This window comes from Exiguobacterium sp. s75 (assembly GCF_018617145.1).
GTDB classification, from domain to species: Bacteria; Bacillota; Bacilli; order Exiguobacteriales; family Exiguobacteriaceae; genus Exiguobacterium; species Exiguobacterium profundum.
In genome coordinates, this window is sequence record NZ_JACSJQ010000001.1 from 1,134,016 (window position 1) to 1,154,540 (window position 20,525).

A 20,525-nucleotide genomic window follows, 5' to 3' on the forward strand; every position below is an offset into this window, starting at 1 on the left:
GCTTTCTCAATTTCAGAACTATTAGTATAGCATGTTCCATAGCCGTGGACCGAATATTATGAGCGCCGTTACGGCAGCACCAAATGAAGCGACTAAAACGGCTCCTGCGGCAACATCTTTTGCTTGCTTCGCGAGCGGATGGACGTCTTCTGTCACGAGATTAACCGTTCGTTCGATTGCCGTATTCATCATTTCCATGCTAATAACGGCAATCACCCACCCGAACAAGATGACGGTCTCGAGCCTTGTCGGCTGTAACCAGATTGAAAAGATGAATACAAGAAGAGCCGATAGGAGATGGAGACGCATGTTTCGTTCCGAACGAACGGCATGGAGGATCCCCTCACATGCCACACGGAACGGTCTCACACGTTGCCTCGCTTCAACTCAAAATGAGTGAGCACTTCTTCTTGCCTTGCCGTCATCTCCGCTTCTTCCTCGGGTGTCATATGATCATACCCAAGCAAATGGAGGAATCCATGAATTGCTAAAAAGCCGAGCTCCCGCTCAAACGAATGACCATAGTCAGCCGCCTGTTCTCGGCAACGTTCTACCGAGATGACGAGGTCACCGAGAAGATGTGGTTCATCTTCATCGAGCATGAAATCCATCTCCTCATCCCCCATCTCATCAAATGCGAAACTGATGACATCGGTCGGGGCATCCTTGCCACGCCATTCTCGGTTCACTTCATGGATTTCCGCATTTGTTAAATACGTGACCGACAATTCGCTTGGTTCTTCCACCCCTTCTAATTGAGCGGCATGTTGTAAAATCGACTCGATGAGCTCGATTTGAGATGTTGTTAACAATTCATGTTCATCGTTCGAGATGATTTGCATGTAATTCTCCCTCTTTCTTTAATTCTGGGTATTCGATTCGTTCGTGGAACAAGCCGGTCAGTGTCTCACACGCACTCTCTCCGACGCGCCAAATTTCTTTCGTCGTCAATTCACATTCTTCGAACTGCCCATCCGCCAACTTGTCACGAATGATTGTTCGAACGAGCATTCGGATTTTTTCTGGCGTCGGTTGTTTTTGCGAGCGGACAGCCGCTTCGATTGAGTCGACAATCATAACAACGGCCGCCTCGCGCGATTGTGGCTTTGGACCAGGGTAGCGGAAACGAGACTCTAACACCTCTTTATCAGGATCTTCCTTCGCTTTCACGTAGAAATATTTCAATAAAGACGTTCCGTGATGCTGCTCTGCGATATCGATGATTTCTTTCGGTAACTTATAACGTCGCAACAGATCCGCTCCGTCATAAGGATGAGCCATGATGATGTCTGCCGATTCTTCAGGCGTCAAGCGATCATGAGGATTCCCTCCACCTTGCTGATTTTCAATGAAATGCAGGGGACGCTCCGTCTTCCCAAGATCGTGATAATAGCTTGCGACACGTGCGAGAAGACCATCTGCACCAATCGCCTCACATGCGGACTCCGCCAAGTTCGCCACCATCATACTATGATGATACGTACCAGGTGCCTCCATTAAAAGTTTACGCAATAGCGGATGCGTCGGACTCATCAATTCCACGAGTCGACCAGAAGACAAGACACCAAACCACGGTTCCAAAAATGGCAGGAATCCGAACGTCAACACAATGGAGATCAAGGCGCTAATGACGGCAAATCCGGAAAGATACATCGCCATTTCCCAGGAAACTTGCACGTTCCGAAGTAAGAGTAAGGCGATGACCATGATGATGTTGACGAAACCGAGTAACACCCCTGACAAGAATAGTCGCTTTCGCTGAATTTTCGGTTCAACTAAAAAGACGGCTAGAAAACTACCGGTCGCCACGTACACGAGCGTCATGAAATTCGTGCTCTGTCCGAACGTGACAACGACACTCCCAGCAATCATGGTAATGAATGCTGAGGCGAGCGCGACTCGTTCATCGATTAGGATGCGTAGAAGCAATACGACGAACGCGGTCGGCGCCAAAATATAGGCATATGTCGTAAAATCGACACCGATGTATCCGACACCAAAAAAGACGCCGAGTTGTAAAAGTAGCAAGCCATAGACCGTCACTAGGATTTTCGGACTCAGTAACAGGTCTTTGATTTTCGAGCGAATGAGCATGAACAGAAACCCACCGGTCAACAATGCGCTGAGCAAGAATGACCCGAATAATGGTGCAAGGGAACGATTCGGATCGATGGCTCCAGATAGCTCTAATTTCCGATATATCTCTCGAGTCACCACCTCACCTTGACTGACGAGTAACTGTCCTTCTTGAATGATGACAGGATCGACAGCATCGACGGCCTCTTGTTCTTTTTGACGGGTCGCCTCAGAGTCAAACACATAGTTCGGTACGATAAGTTCATCGCTTAACGTTTTCGAGATGGCACGGAACTCAAACGAGAGCGGCGATTGATCGATAATCGCTGCAGCTCGGTCTCGAGCGGCAACGACCGCTTCATTACTCGTCTCAATCCGATCGTCCATCACTTGTTGTAATGCAGTGACTGTGACATCTTCTACCGTTTGTCGAGTGTCCTCACTCGCTTCAAGAAGCGAATTCAACTCTTCATCAGCTAATACCCCGTTCGCCTCTGTAGAATTTAGACGGTTTTTAATGTCCGCCAGTTCAGTCTCCTCATCCGTCTGGTCGAATGCTGCGAACAACTGCTCAACTTTAGCGATTTGTTGGTCTGCAAATTCTTTTCTCAATGAGAATTGACTGCCAACACCATTTGTCACTTCTTGTTTCAATCGTTCGGTCGCAACACGGTCCTCAACCGTGATCGGAGACCGGATATCCTGTTCGGCAATCCCGAGCGGTTCCACACTGATGATTGATGGACGCACGGTAAAGTATAGAATGGCGCCTAATAAGAGAAAGAAAATCAACGAGATGGTCGCGACTGTCCAGTTTTTAGCTTGCTGCATTCGTGCCCCCCCTTTCACGATCTTGTGACCTCACCCGTACATTTAAGTGAGGTCCGTACTATAGGCGTTGATGATTTTCTTGACGAGCGGATGACGGACGACGTCAGACGCACTGAAGTGTTCAAAGTGAATACCATCCACACCCTCTAACAAGTGTAATGCTTCCTGCAACCCCGATGCCTTGCCTTTCGGTAAATCGACTTGGGTCAAATCCCCTGTGACCACCATTTTCGATCCAAAACCGAGTCGCGTCAAAAACATCTTCATCTGTTCTTTTGTTGTATTCTGCGCTTCATCCAAGATGACGAACGCATCTTCTAATGTTCGTCCACGCATATAAGCGAGCGGAGCCACTTCAATCGTACCTCGTTCTAACAAACGGTTCGTCTGTTCCACCCCATACACATCAAATAGCGCATCGTACAATGGGCGGAGATAAGGGTCCACTTTTTCTTTTAGATCTCCCGGTAAAAATCCAAGGTTCTCTCCCGCTTCAACGGCAGGACGCGTCAAGATGATCCGTTTGACTTGCCCCTCTTTTAAGGCGCGTGCCGCAAGCACGACAGCCAGGTACGTTTTCCCTGTTCCGGCCGGTCCAATCCCAAAGACGAGATCACGTCGTTCAATCGCACGAACATACCGACTCTGCCCTACTGTCTTGGCACGGATCGGTTTCCCCTTATTCGTCGTGAAAACGACTCGTTCATAATGTTCGAGCAGTTCATCGCCCTTTCCGACTTGAATGTGCTGGATGACGCTGATGGCATCACTTTCATTTAGACGTGCACCTTTCTTCACTAACGTCTGCAAGGTGATGATCACTTGTTTCGTTAATTCAAGAGCCTCAAGTGTGTCAGCTTGAATAATCAACTCCTCACCCCTTGGGATGAGTGCCACTTTCAATTCTGTTTCAATCGCCTGGAACACTTCATCTTTCGGTCCGAGTAAAGCTTGTGCCTCGTTCGCATGTTCCATGACGAATGGTATTTTATCAGTCATAATCAATGGATGCATTGCCTCCTCATTAAAATCGGATATTCCTCTTTTACTTTAGCACTATCACGCCTATCGTGAAAGAAAGACCGTGTAATTTCCACGCGCAAAAGGCAGTAACATGACGTCACTGCCTTCCGTTCACTTCTTCCGTTTCGAGATGGGAGGTTGTAGTACCTCACTCCAAATGACAGCTTCCCGCATTCGTTTTTGTGAAACGTTCAGTTGTCTCGGTTTCTTTTCCTGTTGAATCGGTGGAATTTTAACCGCTTGTTCGAATTGCGCGCTCACTTTCGGCATCTCGACTTGACGTTCTCGTGGAGCCGGTCGCTCTTCTACCGTTCGAGCGACTCGGCGCCTCACCTTTTGGGGTGCCGGTTTTTCGTCCGAGTCATCAAATGCCGTTTCAATCTCCTTCATGACGTCCCCTACCGAATCCAAATAGCGTTTCAGCTCACTGCTTTGAGGACGGTCTCCAGAGGACGGTGACTTTTCGAGCCGCTTCATCACTGCCGAAGCAATTCCGAAGGCGGCTAACAAGAGTACCCATAGTCCATCCATATCAATCACTCATTATCTGATTCAGAATCGACAGGTGCCCCAATCGCTTTTCGCATTTCTGTATCCGCTTGAACGTTCAAGTAGTTCACGTAATCCATGACACCAAGCTTTCCGTTTCGTAACGCTTCTGCCATCGCGAGCGGGACTTCCGCTTCGGCACCGACAACTTTCGCACGCATTTCTTCTACTGAAGATTTCATTTCTTGTTCGCGCGCAATCGCCATCGCGCGACGTTCTTCCGCCTTCGCTTGAGCGATTTTCTTATCCGCTTCTGCTTGGTCCGTCTGCAAGACCGCGCCGATGTTCTTACCGATATCGATGTCGGCAATATCGATTGAAAGAATCTCAAACGCTGTTCCTGAATCTAACCCTTTTGTGAGGACAGTCCGTGAAATCATATCCGGATTCTCCAAGACGTGCTTGTGGTTGTTTTGTGAACCGATTGTCGACACGACCCCTTCACCGACACGGGCGATAATCGTTTCTTCTCCCGCACCACCGACGAGACGATCGATATTCGCACGTACGGTAATACGTGCTTTCGCCTTCACTTCGATCCCGTCCATTGCGACACCCGCAATAAACGGCGTCTCAATGACTTTCGGGTTAACAGACATCTGTACAGCCTCGAGCACGTTTCGTCCTGCCAAATCAATGGCAGCAGCACGTTCGAACGACAATTCAATATTCGCACGGTGCGCCGCAATCAATGCGTTCACAACGCGGTCTACGTTACCACCAGCCAAGAAGTGACTCTCAAGCTGGTTCGTGTTTAATTCAATTCCTGCTTTAACCGCTTTAATCAACGGGTTCACGATTTTCGAAGGAATAACGCGACGAAGGCGCATCCCAATCAATGTGAAGATCGAGACGTGGACGCCCGCTGCAAACGAACTGATCCATAGTCCGACTGGTACGAACGTGAAGAATACGGCAAGTGCAATCAATCCTCCACCTGTAATGAGTAACGTTGTCAGTAATTCTGGTGTCATTCTGTTACATCCTCCTTCGGTTCTACAAAGCTTCGAACGACAATCCGTCCAGAATCCACTTTATAAACCTGAATTTTTGTCTGCTGATCGAGATAGCCACCTTCCGTCACGACATCAAGTCGTTCTCCGTCGATTTCGGCAGTACCGGCTGGGCGAAGTGGTGTCAAGGTGACTCCCACTTTCCCGAGAAGCTGTTTTCGATCTTCGTGGGACAAGTAGCCTTTTTCAGTCGATGTCGAATCCGTCAAAATCAACCCTTTATAAATGAGCGGACGATTCGTACTCAAGCGACGGTATGCCCAAAAGCCGAGACCTGTTAGCACCGCTGCCGCTAGACCAATCGATAGCCATAATTGACCGATCGTCGCACCAGCCATAATCAAACTCGCAACGACGGCTCCGATCCCAAGCAAACCGAACAATCCAAACCCTGCTACGAACACTTCAATTCCAAGAAGGACGACTCCGACAAAAAAGACTGTCAGAATCACTCCGAGACCAAATGTCATCGTCTTGCTACCCCCTTCCAAATTCAAAGCTATCTCCTATCTCTAGTGTATACGAAACAAGATTGAATGTGGTTTCAGAATACGCAAAAAAAAGCAGAAACTTTCGGTTTCCCGGAAAGTTTCTGCTTTTTCATCAATTCGTCAATTGTTGTTTGACGATTCGGTTCACAAGACCACCGTCTGCCTTGCCTTTGACTTGCGGCATGACGACGCCCATCACCTTACCCATATCTGATGGAGCGGCTGCGTTCGTTTGAGCAATTGCTGCTTGGACGATGGCAGTCACTTCATCTTCTGAAAGTTGTTCAGGCATATAGGCTTCTAGGACGACAATCTCTTCTGCTACTTTGGAAGCAAGGTCATCACGACCAGCGCTTTCGAATTCTCGGAGGGAGTCTCTGCGCTGTTTCATCTCTCGGTTGAGCACCGTGAGTTCCTCTTCCTCGGTAAGATCTTGACGACCTAGTTTGATAGCCTCATTTTGGAGCGACGCTTTGACCATCCGGATTGTCGTAAGACGATCCTTTTGTTTCGCGCGCATGGCTTGCTTCATGTCGTCCGTCAAGCGTTCTTGAAGACTCATGAGCCAACACCCTCTCTACAAATGAAACTGGAATCAGAATTTCTTACGCTTACGCGCAGCTTCTGATTTCAATTTACGTTTTACGCTTGGCTTTTCGTAGTGACGACGTTTACGAACTTCGGCAAGTGTGCCATCTTTCGAAACACCGCGTTTGAAACGACGAAGAGCGTCTTCAAGCGATTCGTTTTTACGGACACGAGTTTCCACTAGTTTTCCCTCCCTCCGAATTACACGACTAAGGAAACGTGTTTCACACGTCATATCATATTATAGTGAAATTAAGTCGTGTGGTCAACCACTTATTAATAGTCGCTGTCTGAACGTCCACCAGTGACAATCGCGATACCCGCTGAAGCACCGATACGTGTCGCACCGGCATCGATCATCGCTTTCGCACCCTCGAAGTCACGGACACCACCTGAAGCTTTTACGCCGATGTCAGGTCCGACCGTCTCGCGCATGAGGCGAATGTCTTCGACTGTAGCGCCACCTGTCGAGAAACCAGTCGAAGTTTTGACGAAGTCTGCTCCAGATTTCACTGAAAGTTCGGCAGCTTTCTTGATTTCTTCTTTTGTAAGCATGCATGTTTCAAAGATGACTTTGACGAGTGTACCGTTTGCCGCTTCGACAACCGCACGGATGTCACGTTCTACGAGATCGTAGTCAGCATCTTTGAGTGCTGCGATGTTGATGACCATATCTACTTCATCTGCGCCATTGGCAATCGCATCTTTTGTTTCGAATGCTTTTACCTCAGGTGTGTTTGCTCCAAGTGGGAAACCGATGACAGTACATACTTTGACATCATCATCGGACTTGAGTTGTTCTGCTGCATATTTGACCCATGTCGGGTTGACACAAACGCTTGCGAATTTGTATTCGAGCGCCTCTGCACAAAGTGTTGTAATTTGATCTTTTGTTGTTTCAGCCTTTAAAGCTGTGTGGTCGATATAACGGGCTAATTCCATTATTCATTTCCTCCTCTGACAAATAAGTCTGACATCTAACATATTACCATGTTTTTTCGAGATGTAACAGCTTTCAAACCTAAATCAACTGACGACGTTTACGAGCGACGACCCAACTGTTCCAACTAAAGAAGAAAATAGCGAGCCAAATGCAGGTGAAGGCAAAGACATGATATGCCGTGAACGGTTCATGGTACATGACAACCCCGATGATCAAGCTAAGTGTCGGTGCGATGAATTGAAGAAATCCGACAAGCGTGAACGGGATATGTTGTGCCCCGTACCCGAACAGGAGAAGAGGTAACGCCGTGACCACACCCGTTCCAAGAAGGGCGATCCAAATGACAGGCGACATGTTATACGCAATATTGTCGGTGACAACTTGATTTCCGAGGAAGAGCAATGCCACCGGGACCACTGCTAGCGTTTCGATTCCTAGGCTGACCGTTGAAGCAAGGGGACGGCGCTTCTTCACCATTCCATAAAATCCAAAGGTACTCGCCAAGACGAATGAAATCCATGGGAACGTACCGTACCCTAACGTCAAGACGAGGACGCCGATTGACGCGATCCCAACGGCCATCCATTGGACTCGATTTAATGATTCCCGAAAGACAAGCACCCCTAACACCATGCTGACAAGAGGATTGATGTAATATCCGAGAGAAGCTTCAATGATATATCCGTGATTGACAGCCCATATGTATACAAACCAGTTCGCACTGACGATGAATCCGTTCAACATGAATGCGTTTCGCGTAGCACGGTGTCGCAGGGCGTAACCGAATTCTTTCCACTGATTTGTCCATCTTAGAACGAGCAGAATAAATAAAAATGACCAAACGATTCGATGCGCCAAAATTTGACCACTCGGCACCTCTTGTAAAAATTTCCAATAAATCGGAAGGACGCCCCACATGACGTAGGCCCCGATTGTCGTCCATACTCCCTTATTCACACGTTCACCCGCTCTCTTACAAGTTAAAGACAGTTTAGTCGATGAAAGACTCTCGATACAAGACTTTTGTTTCATGAAAAAAAGGCGCGAAATCGCGCCCTGACCGTTTATTGTTTCACTTGTTCAATTGCTGTTAATGCTTGTGCCAAGTCTTCGATCAAGTCATCAATGTCCTCAAGTCCGACCGAAATACGGACGAGCCCATCGGTGATGCCAAGTTCCGCTCTGCGTTCGGCTGGAATCGAGGCATGTGTCATGCGTGCCGGAACACTGATCAAACTCTCAACCGCTCCTAAACTTTCGGCGAGCGTGAAGTATTTCGTCTTCGCGACCATCATTTCTGCCGCTTCCGCTGAACCGACATCAAATGCGATCATCCCACCGAATCCACGTGCCTGCGATAAATGAATCCGCTTCGCTTCCTCACTGGATACACTTGGATGGAGCACGCGTGATACAGACTCGTTCGACTGAAGGAATTCAACCAATGCTCGTGCATTCGATTCAATCTCCTCCATCCGAACAGCCAACGTCTTGATTCCCCGTACAACAAGGAAGCTATCTTGTGGTCCAAGGACTGCGCCAACAGAGTTTTGAAGGAACGCCAAGGCCTCGCCCTGCTCTTCCGTACGTGCGACAACAAGTCCCGCTACGACGTCACTATGTCCACCTAAGTACTTCGTGGCACTGTGAAGGACGTAGTCTGCACCAAGATCAATCGGATTTTGGAAGTAAGGGGTCATAAACGTATTGTCCACGACGAGTAACACATCTGCTTCATCGGCAATCGTACGCATCGCCCGAATGTCCGTCACGTTCAAGAGAGGATTTGTCGGGGTCTCGACATAAATCATTTTCGTGTTCGCTTGAAGCGCATCCCGAACCGCTGCTTCATCGGATGTATCGACAAAAGTTGCTTCCAAGCCTCGTGACTGAAATACTCGATTGAATACACGGTACGTTCCTCCATATACATCAGACCCGACGATGACGTGGTCTCCAGATTTCAATAACATAAGCACCGTCGAGATGGCTGCCATGCCAGATCCGAATGCAAATCCTTGCACGCCGCCTTCGATGTCGGCAATCAATGTCTCTAATGCCGTCCGAGTCGGGTTTGCTGATCGTGAGTACTCGTACCCTTCTCGCAAGTTGCCAATCCCGTCTTGCTTATACGTGCTCGTTTGATAAATCGGTGGCGTGACGGCCCCTGTCAACGGATCCGTCGTTTTACCGCCGTGAATGAGTGCTGTCTTTGTACGCATGTTCTGCCTCCTTGACAATTCCTTGACTTAAATATCGTTCTGCGCTATCAGGCAAGATGGTGACAATCGTGCCTTCCGTCAATTGATTCGCTTCTTTTACACATGCTGCAATGGCAGCGCCTGAAGAACTACCGATGAGCAAACCTTCCTGTTTCGCTAAATGTGCCACGTAGTAGAAGGCCTCCTCATCTGTAATGGTATGAATCGCATCGACGTAAGCCCTCTCCAAAAAGGGTGGCCATTTTTCGACGCCGATTCCTTCTGTTTTATGTGGTCCTGGTTCACCGCCATTCAAAATGGAACCGACCGGCTCTACGACGACAGTTTTCGTTCCAAGTGGCTTTAATGATTTGGCGACACCGGTGAATGTTCCACCTGACCCCGCTCCCGCTACAAATACGTCAATTTGTGGCACATCTTTCAACAACTCATGGGAAAGGATGTCGACGTAAGCATCCGGGTTATCCGGGTTCGAGAACTGTTCTGGGACATAGGCGTCATGTTCTTTAGCCAACTCAATGGCATGTGCGATCGCGCCCTTCATGCCGAGTTCGGTCGGCGTGTTGACGACGGTTGCTCCGAGCAGTCGCATCAATGCCTGCTTCTCTTGACTGAATTTTTCAGGAGTGACCGTCATGAGGCGAATCCCGAATCGTTGGCAAGCGAGCGCAAGCCCGATCCCCGTATTGCCTGCTGTCGGTTCGATCACCGTTCCACCAGGTGCCACATCGCCACGCTCGATCGCCCGTTCAATCAAATTCATCCCGAGTCGGTCTTTGACACTCCCACCTGGATTCATCATCTCGAGCTTTCCGTACACTTTGACATTTGCTGGTATAGGAAGCGTTCGAAGTTCAATGAGCGGTGTGTCTCCGATGAGTTCATAGACGTCACGGACAATCATCTTATGCCTTGTCCTTGAAGACGATATGCCATTCATCGCGTTTTGCGAGCATGTCTGCCGCTAATTTTTTGGCACCTTCGAAATCATGATGGTTCGCATTCCCACATTGAACAGGGTTTTGCGCAGGCAATTCCTCAGCGTTCATCGCATCACGCAACGTCGCTTCCACGAGGTCAAGCATTCGTTCGTAGTTCCCATCATTGAGCATTGTCCAATAGAAACCTGTCTGGCAACCCATCGGTGAGATATCGACAATGTCTTCGGAATGATTGCGACTGTTCTCGGCAATCAAATGCTCAAGTGAATGAACCGCGCGCATCGGCATGAGTCCTTCGTTCGGTTGAATGAAACGAATATCGTATTTATAAATCGTGTCAGCCGTCCCTTCTTTCACACCAGCTAAACGGACAAACGGCGCCTGTACTTTCGTATGATCCAAGTTAAAACTTTCAACATTATATGTTTTCATGAGTAATTCCTCCTCGTTATTTAGTGGCTATTACGAGCCAGACAAACTTGTTTTTCTGCGTCATCGTCACGTTGTATCCGTTCGCTTCTAACATGGAACGAATCGTTGACGTATAAGGATAGTATTCACGATTTAAATCTTCGACGAGGTCCGAGTACCCTTTCGCAGTCGCCCAATCGATGATGTCCTGACGAGCTGCTGGTGACTCAAACATCGTATCAAGCAACACGAACTTCGGGTGTTCCCAGTCTTCGACGTATCGACCAATGGCCGTGGCCTTTTCAGAATCTGTCAAGTGGTGAAAAGCATATGACGATACGATCGTATCTACATGTGATAACTTCGGATATCGGAGAAAATCACCTTCGAGTACTTCAATCCCCAACTTTTCAACAGCAATTTGTCGCATTTCCGGCGACGGTTCAATCGCAATCAACGGATGCCCTTTCAAGATCCGGCTACTCAAGTTCCCTGTTCCGACACCAAACTCAAGCACCGTTCCTTCGACGTGTAGGGCAACCTCATCGAGCATTTGCTCATATCCGATGAACACTTCGTGATATTGCTCATCATGCCCCTCGACCGTCGTATCATAATCCTTTGCCCAATCCTTAAAGATGTCCATGAATGGTAAGTTCATATCGCTACCCCAATCTTAATTCTTACTAATTTGATATGTTTTATTGGTATTTAACTTTAACGTTACATTAACAGGTTTTTTTATTCATTTCAAGTCATTCGCTAGATTCACGCATCATATGCAATTGGATATAGGTCTTATGTGTTAGGTCTTTAGTAATTGTCAGAACATTAAAATTTGTGCAAAAACACTTACCTGTTTTACAAATAAACCCACTCTTTTTCATCTGATTAGCGATATGATAGTTCTCAATGTGAGTTTATGCTTTAAATTTTACAGGTACTAACAAATTTTAGGGGGTCTATACGTTGTCACGAAAAAAAATCTATTTAAACGCTTCACTCGCCACATGTATCGCCTTGTCACCTGCACTGATTCAAGCTGGAACAACCTCTGTTTCAGCTGAAGCTTCCGTTAAACCGAAACTGGTTCTAGAGAAGAAACAGAAAAAAGTTCGGGTCGTCGTTGAGCTCGTCGGGGATCCTGCCATTGCCGAAGCCGCTCAAAAAGGAAAGAAATTTAATGAATTGTCGAAATCAGAGCAAAATAAGGCACAACAATCTGTTCAATCAGAACAAAAACGTGCCAAGTCCGCCTTGAAGAAACAAGGCGTAACGGCTACACCGATTGAAGAATTTACGACCGTCTTCAATGGTTTCTCTACATTCTTGTCTACAAGTGAAATCGCCAAAGTCGAAGCATTACCTGAAGTGGCGACCGTTCACATTGTCAACGAGTATGAGCGCCCAGAAGTCAAACCGGATATGATCACGAGTAATGGCATGGTTCAAGCCGAACAAACGTGGGGAGATTACGGGTTTGCCGGAGAAGGTACTGTCGTCGCCGTCATCGATTCTGGAATCGACCCTGAGCACCGGGATTATAAGATCACAGACGCCAAGACGGCAGAGTTGACTCAATCTGAAGTCAATCAAGCCATCACATCGTTCGGTCTTCCAGGCGAATACGTGAACGAGAAAGTTCCATACGCATATAACTACTACGATGAGAACGATGACATCAAAGACGATTCACCTGGTGCTTCCATGCATGGACAACACGTTTCTGGAACGGTTGCCGCTAACGGTGATTTAGAAAACGGTGGAATCAAAGGGGTCGCACCGGAAGCACAAATTTTAGGTTTAAAAGTATTCAGTAACGATCCGAACTATGCATCTACATATGGAGACATCTATATCAAAGCGATTGATGATGCCATCAAACTCGGCGCCGATGTCATCAACATGAGTCTCGGTTCGACAGCCGGGTTCGTCGATGCCGATTCGCCAGAACAACAAGCCGTTCAACGTGCCGTCGATAACGGTATCTTCATGTCGATTTCTGCAGGGAACTCCGCATACTTTGGTCACGGATTCGACTTACCGACTGCTTCAAACCCAGATACGGGTGTCGTTGGGGCACCGAGTGTCAGTCAAGCATCGACATCGGTCGCCTCTCTTGAAAACGATCAAATTCAATTGGACGCATTCCGTGTCGGAGATGAAAAAATCGGATGGAAAAAACAAGACGGTCCTGTCTTCAAAGAAGGAACATACGACATCGTATATGTCGGAGACGGACAACCGGAGAATTATGAAGGGAAAGACGTAAAAGGAAAACTCGTCCTTGCTGTTCGCGACGGCGGTTACTTCTACTCGAAGATTCAAAAAACAGCTGAAGCACAAGGCGCAGCAGGTGTCATCGTACGTGGTGCGGTCGGACATGGCGATTATGTCTCGATGGCGCTCGATCAACCTCAACTCCCAATGGCTTCACTTAGCATCCAGGATGGGAATGAACTGAAAGACAAGTTAGCAGAAGGTCCCCTTCAAGTGACGTTTGCCGGTGACCGAATCAGTGTCAACAACCGTTCAGCCGGTGCGATGTCTGATTTCACATCGTGGGGAGTTACACCGAACCTTGACTTCAAGCCGGAACTTTCTGCTCCAGGCGGACAAATTTTCTCTACGTTTAACGATAACCAATATGGATTGATGAGCGGAACGTCAATGGCAGCACCACACGTTGCCGGAGGAGCGGCACTCGTTCTTGAACGTGTAGACCGCGACTTCAAGTTGAGTGGGAAAGCACGCGTCACGATGGCGAAAAACTTGTTACTCAACACATCTAAGCCTGTCACGGATATCGGACCATATAACCAGGAATTGAAACAGTCGCTTCCATACTCTCCTCGTCGTGCCGGAGCCGGTCTCATGCAATTGCATGCAGCCGTCACTTCGCCGGCTGTCGCCTATGAAAAGTCGACAAAAGAGGCGAAAGTCGCTTTGAAAGAGTTGTCGAAGAGCAAAGCATCCTTCACGGTCGTCGTCGAGAACATGTCGAACGAAGCGTTGACTTATGATGTAGCCGCATCGTTACAAACAGACCTCGCTGTCAAAAACAAAGACGGTATCGTTCAAAATGCGATGGAAGCTCAAGCACTCGAGCAAGCTATCGTTAAAATCAACGGATCGAACACAAGTAAAGTTACATTGAAAGCAAAACAGAAGAAAGAAATCACAGTTTCCATCGATGTTTCGAAAGCAAAAGTGTTGAACCCAGAAACGTTAGAAGGCACTGTATCTGCCAAATCTGTCTTTGAGAACGGCTACTTCGTCGACGGGTTCCTTCGTTTGACTGACCCAAGCGGCACAGACGGTCATCCATCTCTCGTCGTTCCATTCGTCGGTTTTGAAGGAGACTGGGGCAAAGCACCAATCTTTGACGAGACGATTTACGGAGAAGGAGCATTCTATGGCGTTTCTGGATTGGTCGATGCCGACGGAAACTACTTAGGTGAAAAGTTAGATGAATCCGTAGCTAGTGAGGCGGTTGCCATCTCTCCGGATGGAGACGGATCGAAAGATACGGCAACTCCAGTCTTCTCGCTATTACGTAACGCAAAAGATGTCAAATACCGGATTGTAGATGAAAAAGGAAACGTCCTTCGTACCCTCAAGATGGAAGACGAATTGAGAAAGAATTACTTCGATGGTGGGAGTGGCGATTATTACTATTACGCAGCGGATAACGCTTGGGATGGGCAATTAAATGGTAAGATGGCGCCTAAAGGAATATATTACTATGAGATTGAAGCAAGCATCGACTACATGAAGAAGCAAGCTCAAACGTTACGTATCCCTGTCAAAGTAGATTACACAGACCCGCGCTTCACGCTTCGTTGGAACGATAACGTGGCGAGCGTCAAGGCATCGGATGACTTTGCTGGAATCAACGGAATCGAGTTCCTCCTGAATGGAGAAGTGGTTGCTAAAGAAGCGAAGGATGCGGCAAACTTTACGCTTGAACAACCACTCGCCTCTACGGATCAGCTCTCGGTTCGTGTATCAGACAACGCGGGGAACGTGATCACTCGAAACGTATCAACAGAAAATGATGTGGCCAAGCCTGGCATCTTCGTAGATGCGCCACTCGCCTTCTCTCCTTACGGTACATCGATCGTTCCGTTGATCGGTCAAGTCAAAGATGACTCTGAGATTGCATCGTTCACTGTGGATGGGGTCGAAGTACCGCTCACATACGACGCGACAGCGAAACAATATACGTTCAATACGACGCGGACATTTAAAGACGGGTATCACAAAGTGCGCTTTGTCGCAGAAGACACAGCCGGAAACGTGACGAACTTCGTCCGCCCAGTCTTTGTCGACTCGACGAAAGCTAAATTGTCGGTGACAAATGTTCCGAAGAACGTATCGTCTAAACAGAATTCTGTAAAAGTGAAAGTTCAAGTAACGGATAACTTCGATGAGATCAAGCTTCGTGTCAACGGGGACTTGAAATGGAGCAATACGTTGAAAGAACCATATGCGATGCGTGCTTTCTCACGCACGGGGACGATCACACTTCCAGTGACAGCGAAAGGGAAGAATACCTTCACATTCGAAGTGACCGACCTTGGTGGAAACGTCACGAAGAAAGTGATTACAATCAACAAAAAGTAAAATGAAAAACGGATGACCTCGATCGGGTCATCCGTTTTCATATGATCTGTTCAGTTCAAGCGCGAAAGAGATTGCAGATAATGCATAAAGCGGCGCCGTCTCAGACCGAAGAATTCGTGGTCCAAATGCACATGTAGTCGCTCCTGCCTGAGTCCATTGATTGATTTCGTTCACATCGAATCCACCTTCAGGTCCCGTGATGACGAGAATGCGTTGTTTCGGTTTCAGTTGAGTCAACAGTTGCGCGAAAGCAGACTGCTCCCCTTCTTTTGCCGACTCTTCATATGCGATGACGACGGCATCATAGCCATCTATTTTCTGTTGGAGCTCTTTCGGAGAAATATATGTGCAAGTCGGTACCACGGCACGATAGGATTGTTCAGCCGCTTCTTGCATAATCTTTTGAATCCGCTCTACTTTTTTCGGAGCTTTTTTTCCATCCCATTTGGCAACAGAGCGCGTCGATTCGAACAGCAACAGATGGTGGACACCAAGCTCCGTCGCTTTTTGGGCGACGAGCTCGACTTTGTCTCCTTTCGGGAGTGCATACGCCAAAGTCACCTCGATCGGCAATTCCGTCGTCGCCTGGCGCGATGACATGACTTTCGCTTCCCCGCTCTTTTTCTCAAGTGATGTCACGACACAGGCATACTCAACACCTGTACCATCCAATAGGACCATCTCATATCCAGGACCTTGTCGTAAGACTGTACCGATGTGATGGACCACGTCGGAAGGAAGGGTCACCGTTTCGCCTTTAAAGGCTTCTTTTGTCAAAAAATAACGTTGCATAACTTACCCCTTCTTGGCGATAATCGCGACCCAGTCTTCCATCACACGCGTCTCTTCGATCTCAAATCCAGCAGCGACCAAAGCATTCGTCACTTCAGCCCGCTTCTCTCCGATAATTCCAGAGGTGATGAAGCGACCACCTGACTTCGTACGTGCATAGGCGTCTTCGATGAACAGGAGAATGACGTCAGCGAGAATGTTCGCCACGACTAAATCATACTCCCCTTCCACACCTTTCAGAAGATCACCTGTGTCCACTTGAACGAGTTCGCCCACTCCGTTCGTCTCAACGTTTTGACGAGCCGATTCAACGGCGACTGAATCCAAATCTAGCGCCTTCACGCTTGCTGCTCCGAGTTTCGCAGCAGCAATCGACAATACGCCCGATCCTGTACCGACATCAATGACATGGTCACCTTCCTGAATGTAGTTCTCAATCGCTTGAATGCAGAGCATTGTCGTCGGATGCGTTCCTGTGCCGAACGCCATACCCGGGTCAAGCAAAATCACATTCTCTTCCGGCTGCGGTGTGTACTCTTCCCATAAAGGAACAATGGTAAGCTGTTGCGAAATTTTCACCGGCTTATAATACTGCTTCCAAGAGTGAGCCCAGTCCTCTTCATCGATTTCAGCGACCGTGACGTCTCCTGACCCGATATCGAGCATCGTGCGTAGTCGTTCGATTTCTTTTTTCAGATTTGAAAGTAAATCTTGAAAATCTCCCGAGGCCGGGACATACGCTTTGACGTGTACGCCAGAAGTTGGATACGTCTCACGATCCGAAACGTCCCAAATCTCCCCGAAATGGTCCTCCGCCATCATTCTGTCGAAATCTTCCACGTCCTCGATGACGACACCTTGTGCCCCCACTTCGTGTAGCAAATTGGATACCGCTTCTACCGCAAGTTGTGTCGTGTGGACACAAATTTCAGACCATTTCATCGTTCGTACACACTCCTTTTAGTGACTAAAGAACTTTTTCATTTTTTGGAACATGCCATGTTCCTCTTCGACACCGGACTCTCCGCTAATTTCTTCAAATTCACGAAGCAACTCTTTTTGACGGTCTGTCATATTCTTCGGCGTCATCACGATGACACTGACGTACTGGTCACCATTTGCGCCACCACGAACGCTCGGCATTCCTTTACCGCGTAAACGGAATTTTGAACCGGTTTGTGTCCCTGCAGGCACTTTCAAGCTCACATTCCCGTGAACTGTCGGTACTTCGATTTCCGCACCGAGAGCAGCCTGGGCGAATGTGATCGGCATATCCATTGCGATATGTTGGTCGACACGTTCAAAGATCTCATGTGCTCTGACACGAACGACGACGTACAAGTCCCCTGCTGGCCCACCGTTCACGCCTGGACCACCTTTACCTGAGAGACGGATTTGTTGACCGTTATCGATACCGGCTGGGATTTTGACCTCGACGGTTTGTTTCTTCTTCACATGACCTGAACCATGGCACGTCGGACATTTTTCTTTAATCGTCTTACCACTTCCATGACACTGGCTACATGGACGTTGGTTGACCATACGACCGAGAATCGTGTTCTGTTCGACCGTTTCGACGCCGCTACCGCCACATCGATTACACGTTTCCGGTTTCGTGCCCGGTTTTGCGCCACTTCCCATACACGTGTCACATTCCACTTCGATTTCGAGTTCAATCGTTTCCGTTTTCCCAGTGACACTTTCCATGAAGTCAAGATCGACGACGTACTGGTAATCTTCACCGCGACGTGGTGCGTTCGGATCTTGACGGCGTCCACCGCCTCCGAAGAACATGTCGAAGATATCTCCGAAGCCGCCTTGGAAGTCACCGCCTCCTCCAAACTGATTGGCCCCTTCGAAACCGAATCGGTCATACTGGGCCCGTTTCTGTTCGTCTGAGAGTACTTCATACGCTTCACCAATCTCTTTGAACTTGTCAGCAGCATCTGCTTCTTGGTTGATGTCCGGGTGATATTGACGGGCTAACTTTCGGTATGCCCGCTTGATGTCTTGTGCCGAGGCCGACTTGTCGAGCCCGAGCACTTCATAATAATCTCGTTTCGCCACTATTCTCGCTCCTATCCTCACTAACTACGTATCGATTTTACCGATTCTACCTTAACATGGAAAGAGCCAAAGCAGAAACCTGCTTTGGCGCTCTCCTTTACAACGGCTGTTTATTTACGGTCGTCGAGATCCTCAAACTCTGCGTCCACGACATTATCGTCTTGTTTCGCTTCCGCTTGTGGTTCTGCGCCTTCAGCACCTTGCTGTTCAGCCATTTTAGCATATACTTTTTGCGTCAACTCTTGAACGACAGCTGACAATTCGTCTTTGGCTGTACGGATCGCCTCAAGGTCTGAACCTTCGAGAGCAGTTTTCGCTTTTTCTTTCGCAGCTTCTGCTTTTTCTTTGTCCGCCTCTTCTACTTGCTCACCAAGGTCTTTGATTGCCTTGTCTGTCGCGAAGACGAGTTGGTCTGTTTCGTTGCGAAGTTCTGCTTCTTCTTTACGTTTGTTATCTGCTTCTGCGTTCGCTTCGGCTTCTTTCACCATGCGCTCGATTTCTGCCTCATCGATACCTGAAGAAGATTGGATTGTGATCGATTGTTCTTTGTTCGTACCGAGATCTTTTGCTGATACGTGAACGATTCCGTTTGCATCGATATCGAATTTAACTTCGATTTGTGGCACACCACGTGGTGCTGGTGGAATATCCGTCAATTGGAAGCGACCAAGTGTCTTGTTGTCTGGCGCCATCGGACGTTCCCCTTGAAGGACGTGGATGTCAACAGCAGGCTGGTTATCGGCTGCAGTCGAGAACACTTGTGATTTCGATGTTGGGATTGTTGTGTTGCGATCGATGAGTTTCGTCATCACGCCACCCATTGTTTCGATACCGAGTGAGAGTGGAGTCACGTCGAGAAGAACGACGTCTTTCACGTCTCCAGCAAGAACCCCACCTTGAATTGCTGCACCAAGTGCAACAACTTCATCCGGGTTTACCCCTTTGAATGGCTCTTTCTTCGTGAAGTCGTGGATTGCTTTTTGAACAGCAGGGATACGTGTCGAACCACCGACGAGAATGATCTTGTCGAGGTCAGACGGTGTGAGTCCTGCGTCTTTCAAGGCACGGCGCGTCGGTTCCATTGTGCGTTCGACAAGGTCAGCCGTCAATTCTTCAAATTTCGCACGTGTGAGTGTCATCTCCAAGTGGAGCGGACCTGCTTCACCTGCTGTGATGAACGGAAGGCTGATATGTGCGCTTGTGACACCTGAAAGGTCTTTCTTCGCTTTTTCAGCTGCATCTTTCAAACGTTGAAGTGCCATCTTGTCTTTGCCGAGGTCGATGCCATTCTCTTTTTTGAATTCTGCAACGAGGTAGTCGATGACTTTTTGGTCGAAGTCATCTCCACCGAGACGGTTGTCACCAGCTGTAGCGACAACTTCGAATACACCGTCACCAAGTTCAAGAATCGAAACGTCGAACGTACCGCCACCAAGGTCATAGATCAAAATCGTGTGGTCTTCGCCTTTATCTAGACCGTAAGCGAGTGCCGCAGCTGTTGGCTCGTTAATGATTCGTTTGACATCAAGGCCAGCAATCTTACCAGCATCTTTTGTCGCTTGACGCTCCGCGTCGTTGAAGTATGCAGGAACTGTGATGACGGCTTCCGTGACTGATTCACCGAGGTAGTCTTCAGCATCTTTCTTCAACTTCTGCAAAATGATTGCCGAGATTTCTTGTGGTGTGAATTTTTTGCCGTCTACGTCTACTGTATGTGACGTTCCCATGTGACGTTTGATTGATTGGATCGTATTCGGGTTCGTGATAGCCTGACGTTTCGCGACCTCACCGACTTGACGCTCTTCTCCTTTGAATGCGACAACAGAAGGAGTCGTACGGTTACCTTCTGCGTTCGAGATGACGACTGCTTCGCCACCTTCCATTACTGCCACACATGAGTTTGTAGTCCCTAAGTCAATACCGATAATTTTACCCATCGTTTATTCCTCCGT

Annotated in this window: 20 protein-coding genes; 1 reads left to right on the forward strand and 19 read right to left on the reverse strand. The window is 48.1% G+C overall.

Features of this window, described 5'->3' with window-relative positions; genetic code table 11:
* Positions 1-21: 21 nt before the first annotated feature.
* From KNO68_RS05895 to KNO68_RS05965, 15 genes are all read right to left on the reverse strand, one after another.
* Positions 22-369: a diacylglycerol kinase family protein gene (locus KNO68_RS05895; RefSeq protein ID WP_215112208.1), complete on the reverse strand. Its 348-nt coding sequence runs from the start codon at positions 367-369 to the stop codon at positions 22-24.
* Positions 366-842 carry an rRNA maturation RNase YbeY gene (gene ybeY / locus KNO68_RS05900; RefSeq protein ID WP_214734582.1) on the reverse strand — a complete coding sequence of 159 codons (477 nt, stop codon included), beginning with the start codon at positions 840-842 and terminating at the stop codon, positions 366-368. Before ybeY ends, KNO68_RS05895 begins: the two co-directional genes overlap by 4 nt.
* Entirely contained in the window at positions 820-2,907 is a 2,088-nt protein-coding gene (locus KNO68_RS05905) for an HD family phosphohydrolase (protein ID WP_215112209.1), read from the reverse strand. Before KNO68_RS05905 ends, ybeY begins: the two co-directional genes overlap by 23 nt.
* Before the next feature lie 42 nt (positions 2,908-2,949).
* Positions 2,950-3,921: a PhoH family protein gene (locus tag KNO68_RS05910; protein WP_012726651.1), complete on the reverse strand. Its 972-nt coding sequence runs from the start codon at positions 3,919-3,921 to the stop codon at positions 2,950-2,952.
* A 120-nt stretch (positions 3,922-4,041) separates the two neighbouring features.
* On the reverse strand, positions 4,042-4,461 hold the full coding sequence (locus KNO68_RS05915; RefSeq protein ID WP_012726652.1) for a hypothetical protein: 420 nt from the start codon (positions 4,459-4,461) through the stop codon (positions 4,042-4,044).
* 5 nt (positions 4,462-4,466) lie between these two features.
* Positions 4,467-5,453 (reverse strand): flotillin-like protein FloA, encoded by a 987-nt coding sequence (gene floA, locus KNO68_RS05920; protein WP_012726653.1) that lies wholly within the window; start codon positions 5,451-5,453, stop codon positions 4,467-4,469.
* Positions 5,450-5,962: an NfeD family protein gene (locus tag KNO68_RS05925; protein ID WP_031423231.1), complete on the reverse strand. Its 513-nt coding sequence runs from the start codon at positions 5,960-5,962 to the stop codon at positions 5,450-5,452. Before KNO68_RS05925 ends, floA begins: the two co-directional genes overlap by 4 nt.
* A gap of 133 nt (positions 5,963-6,095) precedes the next feature.
* The gene (locus tag KNO68_RS05930) at positions 6,096-6,545 is read right to left on the reverse strand and encodes a GatB/YqeY domain-containing protein (protein ID WP_012726654.1); all 450 of its coding nucleotides are present in this window, start codon (positions 6,543-6,545) and stop codon (positions 6,096-6,098) included.
* A gap of 33 nt (positions 6,546-6,578) precedes the next feature.
* Positions 6,579-6,773 carry a 30S ribosomal protein S21 gene (gene rpsU, locus KNO68_RS05935; RefSeq protein ID WP_029334745.1) on the reverse strand — a complete coding sequence of 65 codons (195 nt, stop codon included), beginning with the start codon at positions 6,771-6,773 and terminating at the stop codon, positions 6,579-6,581.
* Positions 6,774-6,847: 74 nt separating this feature from the next.
* Complete coding sequence (gene deoC / locus KNO68_RS05940; RefSeq protein WP_215112210.1) at positions 6,848-7,513, reverse strand: deoxyribose-phosphate aldolase; 666 nt, start codon at positions 7,511-7,513, stop codon at positions 6,848-6,850.
* Between the two features lie 79 nt (positions 7,514-7,592).
* Entirely contained in the window at positions 7,593-8,471 is an 879-nt protein-coding gene (gene rarD, locus KNO68_RS05945; RefSeq protein ID WP_214775091.1) for an EamA family transporter RarD, read from the reverse strand.
* A 107-nt stretch (positions 8,472-8,578) separates the two neighbouring features.
* Positions 8,579-9,736, reverse strand: a complete 1,158-nt coding sequence (locus KNO68_RS05950; RefSeq protein WP_074036592.1) for a bifunctional cystathionine gamma-lyase/homocysteine desulfhydrase — start codon at positions 9,734-9,736, stop codon at positions 8,579-8,581.
* Positions 9,702-10,640, reverse strand: coding sequence for a PLP-dependent cysteine synthase family protein (locus KNO68_RS05955; protein ID WP_214734586.1), 939 nt, complete (start codon positions 10,638-10,640; stop codon positions 9,702-9,704). Before KNO68_RS05955 ends, KNO68_RS05950 begins: the two co-directional genes overlap by 35 nt.
* Before the next feature lies 1 nt (position 10,641).
* On the reverse strand, positions 10,642-11,109 hold the full coding sequence (locus KNO68_RS05960) for an S-ribosylhomocysteine lyase (RefSeq protein ID WP_215112211.1): 468 nt from the start codon (positions 11,107-11,109) through the stop codon (positions 10,642-10,644).
* Between the two features lie 16 nt (positions 11,110-11,125).
* On the reverse strand, positions 11,126-11,749 hold the full coding sequence (locus KNO68_RS05965; RefSeq protein ID WP_214734587.1) for a class I SAM-dependent methyltransferase: 624 nt from the start codon (positions 11,747-11,749) through the stop codon (positions 11,126-11,128).
* A gap of 308 nt (positions 11,750-12,057) precedes the next feature.
* On the opposite strand from KNO68_RS05965, the gene KNO68_RS05970 reads away from it, so the two are divergent.
* On the forward strand, positions 12,058-15,714 hold the full coding sequence (locus tag KNO68_RS05970; RefSeq protein ID WP_215112212.1) for a S8 family serine peptidase: 3,657 nt from the start codon (positions 12,058-12,060) through the stop codon (positions 15,712-15,714).
* Between the two features lie 27 nt (positions 15,715-15,741).
* Here the strand turns inward: KNO68_RS05970 and KNO68_RS05975 are convergent, their stop codons facing one another.
* The 4 genes from KNO68_RS05975 to dnaK form a co-directional block, all read right to left on the reverse strand.
* Positions 15,742-16,506 (reverse strand): 16S rRNA (uracil(1498)-N(3))-methyltransferase, encoded by a 765-nt coding sequence (locus tag KNO68_RS05975; protein WP_215112213.1) that lies wholly within the window; start codon positions 16,504-16,506, stop codon positions 15,742-15,744.
* A gap of 3 nt (positions 16,507-16,509) precedes the next feature.
* The gene (gene prmA, locus KNO68_RS05980) at positions 16,510-17,448 is read right to left on the reverse strand and encodes a 50S ribosomal protein L11 methyltransferase (protein ID WP_215112214.1); all 939 of its coding nucleotides are present in this window, start codon (positions 17,446-17,448) and stop codon (positions 16,510-16,512) included.
* A gap of 18 nt (positions 17,449-17,466) precedes the next feature.
* Positions 17,467-18,573: a molecular chaperone DnaJ gene (gene dnaJ, locus KNO68_RS05985; RefSeq protein WP_012726665.1), complete on the reverse strand. Its 1,107-nt coding sequence runs from the start codon at positions 18,571-18,573 to the stop codon at positions 17,467-17,469.
* A 110-nt stretch (positions 18,574-18,683) separates the two neighbouring features.
* The gene (dnaK, locus tag KNO68_RS05990; RefSeq protein WP_012726666.1) at positions 18,684-20,510 is read right to left on the reverse strand and encodes a molecular chaperone DnaK; all 1,827 of its coding nucleotides are present in this window, start codon (positions 20,508-20,510) and stop codon (positions 18,684-18,686) included.
* Positions 20,511-20,525 lie beyond the last annotated feature (15 nt).

What these genes read in the sequence shown, in the direction of transcription:
- ybeY (WP_214734582.1), bottom strand. Translation starts at nt 842, where the DNA reads ATGCAAATCATCTCGAACGATGAACATGAATTGTTAACAACATCTCAA.
- KNO68_RS05925 (WP_031423231.1), bottom strand. Translation starts at nt 5,962, where the DNA reads ATGACATTTGGTCTCGGAGTGATTCTGACAGTCTTTTTTGTCGGAGTC.
- prmA (WP_215112214.1), bottom strand. Translation starts at nt 17,448, where the DNA reads ATGAAATGGTCTGAAATTTGTGTCCACACGACACAACTTGCGGTAGAA.
- floA (WP_012726653.1), bottom strand. Translation starts at nt 5,453, where the DNA reads ATGACACCAGAATTACTGACAACGTTACTCATTACAGGTGGAGGATTG.
- KNO68_RS05960 (WP_215112211.1), bottom strand. Translation starts at nt 11,109, where the DNA reads ATGAAAACATATAATGTTGAAAGTTTTAACTTGGATCATACGAAAGTA.
- KNO68_RS05910 (WP_012726651.1), bottom strand. Translation starts at nt 3,921, where the DNA reads ATGCATCCATTGATTATGACTGATAAAATACCATTCGTCATGGAACAT.
- KNO68_RS05965 (WP_214734587.1), bottom strand. Translation starts at nt 11,749, where the DNA reads ATGAACTTACCATTCATGGACATCTTTAAGGATTGGGCAAAGGATTAT.
- KNO68_RS05975 (WP_215112213.1), bottom strand. Translation starts at nt 16,506, where the DNA reads ATGCAACGTTATTTTTTGACAAAAGAAGCCTTTAAAGGCGAAACGGTG.
- KNO68_RS05950 (WP_074036592.1), bottom strand. Translation starts at nt 9,736, where the DNA reads ATGCGTACAAAGACAGCACTCATTCACGGCGGTAAAACGACGGATCCG.
- KNO68_RS05930 (WP_012726654.1), bottom strand. Translation starts at nt 6,545, where the DNA reads ATGAGTCTTCAAGAACGCTTGACGGACGACATGAAGCAAGCCATGCGC.
- deoC (WP_215112210.1), bottom strand. Translation starts at nt 7,513, where the DNA reads ATGGAATTAGCCCGTTATATCGACCACACAGCTTTAAAGGCTGAAACA.
- KNO68_RS05955 (WP_214734586.1), bottom strand. Translation starts at nt 10,640, where the DNA reads ATGATTGTCCGTGACGTCTATGAACTCATCGGAGACACACCGCTCATT.
- dnaK (WP_012726666.1), bottom strand. Translation starts at nt 20,510, where the DNA reads ATGGGTAAAATTATCGGTATTGACTTAGGGACTACAAACTCATGTGTG.
- KNO68_RS05905 (WP_215112209.1), bottom strand. Translation starts at nt 2,907, where the DNA reads ATGCAGCAAGCTAAAAACTGGACAGTCGCGACCATCTCGTTGATTTTC.
- KNO68_RS05915 (WP_012726652.1), bottom strand. Translation starts at nt 4,461, where the DNA reads ATGGATGGACTATGGGTACTCTTGTTAGCCGCCTTCGGAATTGCTTCG.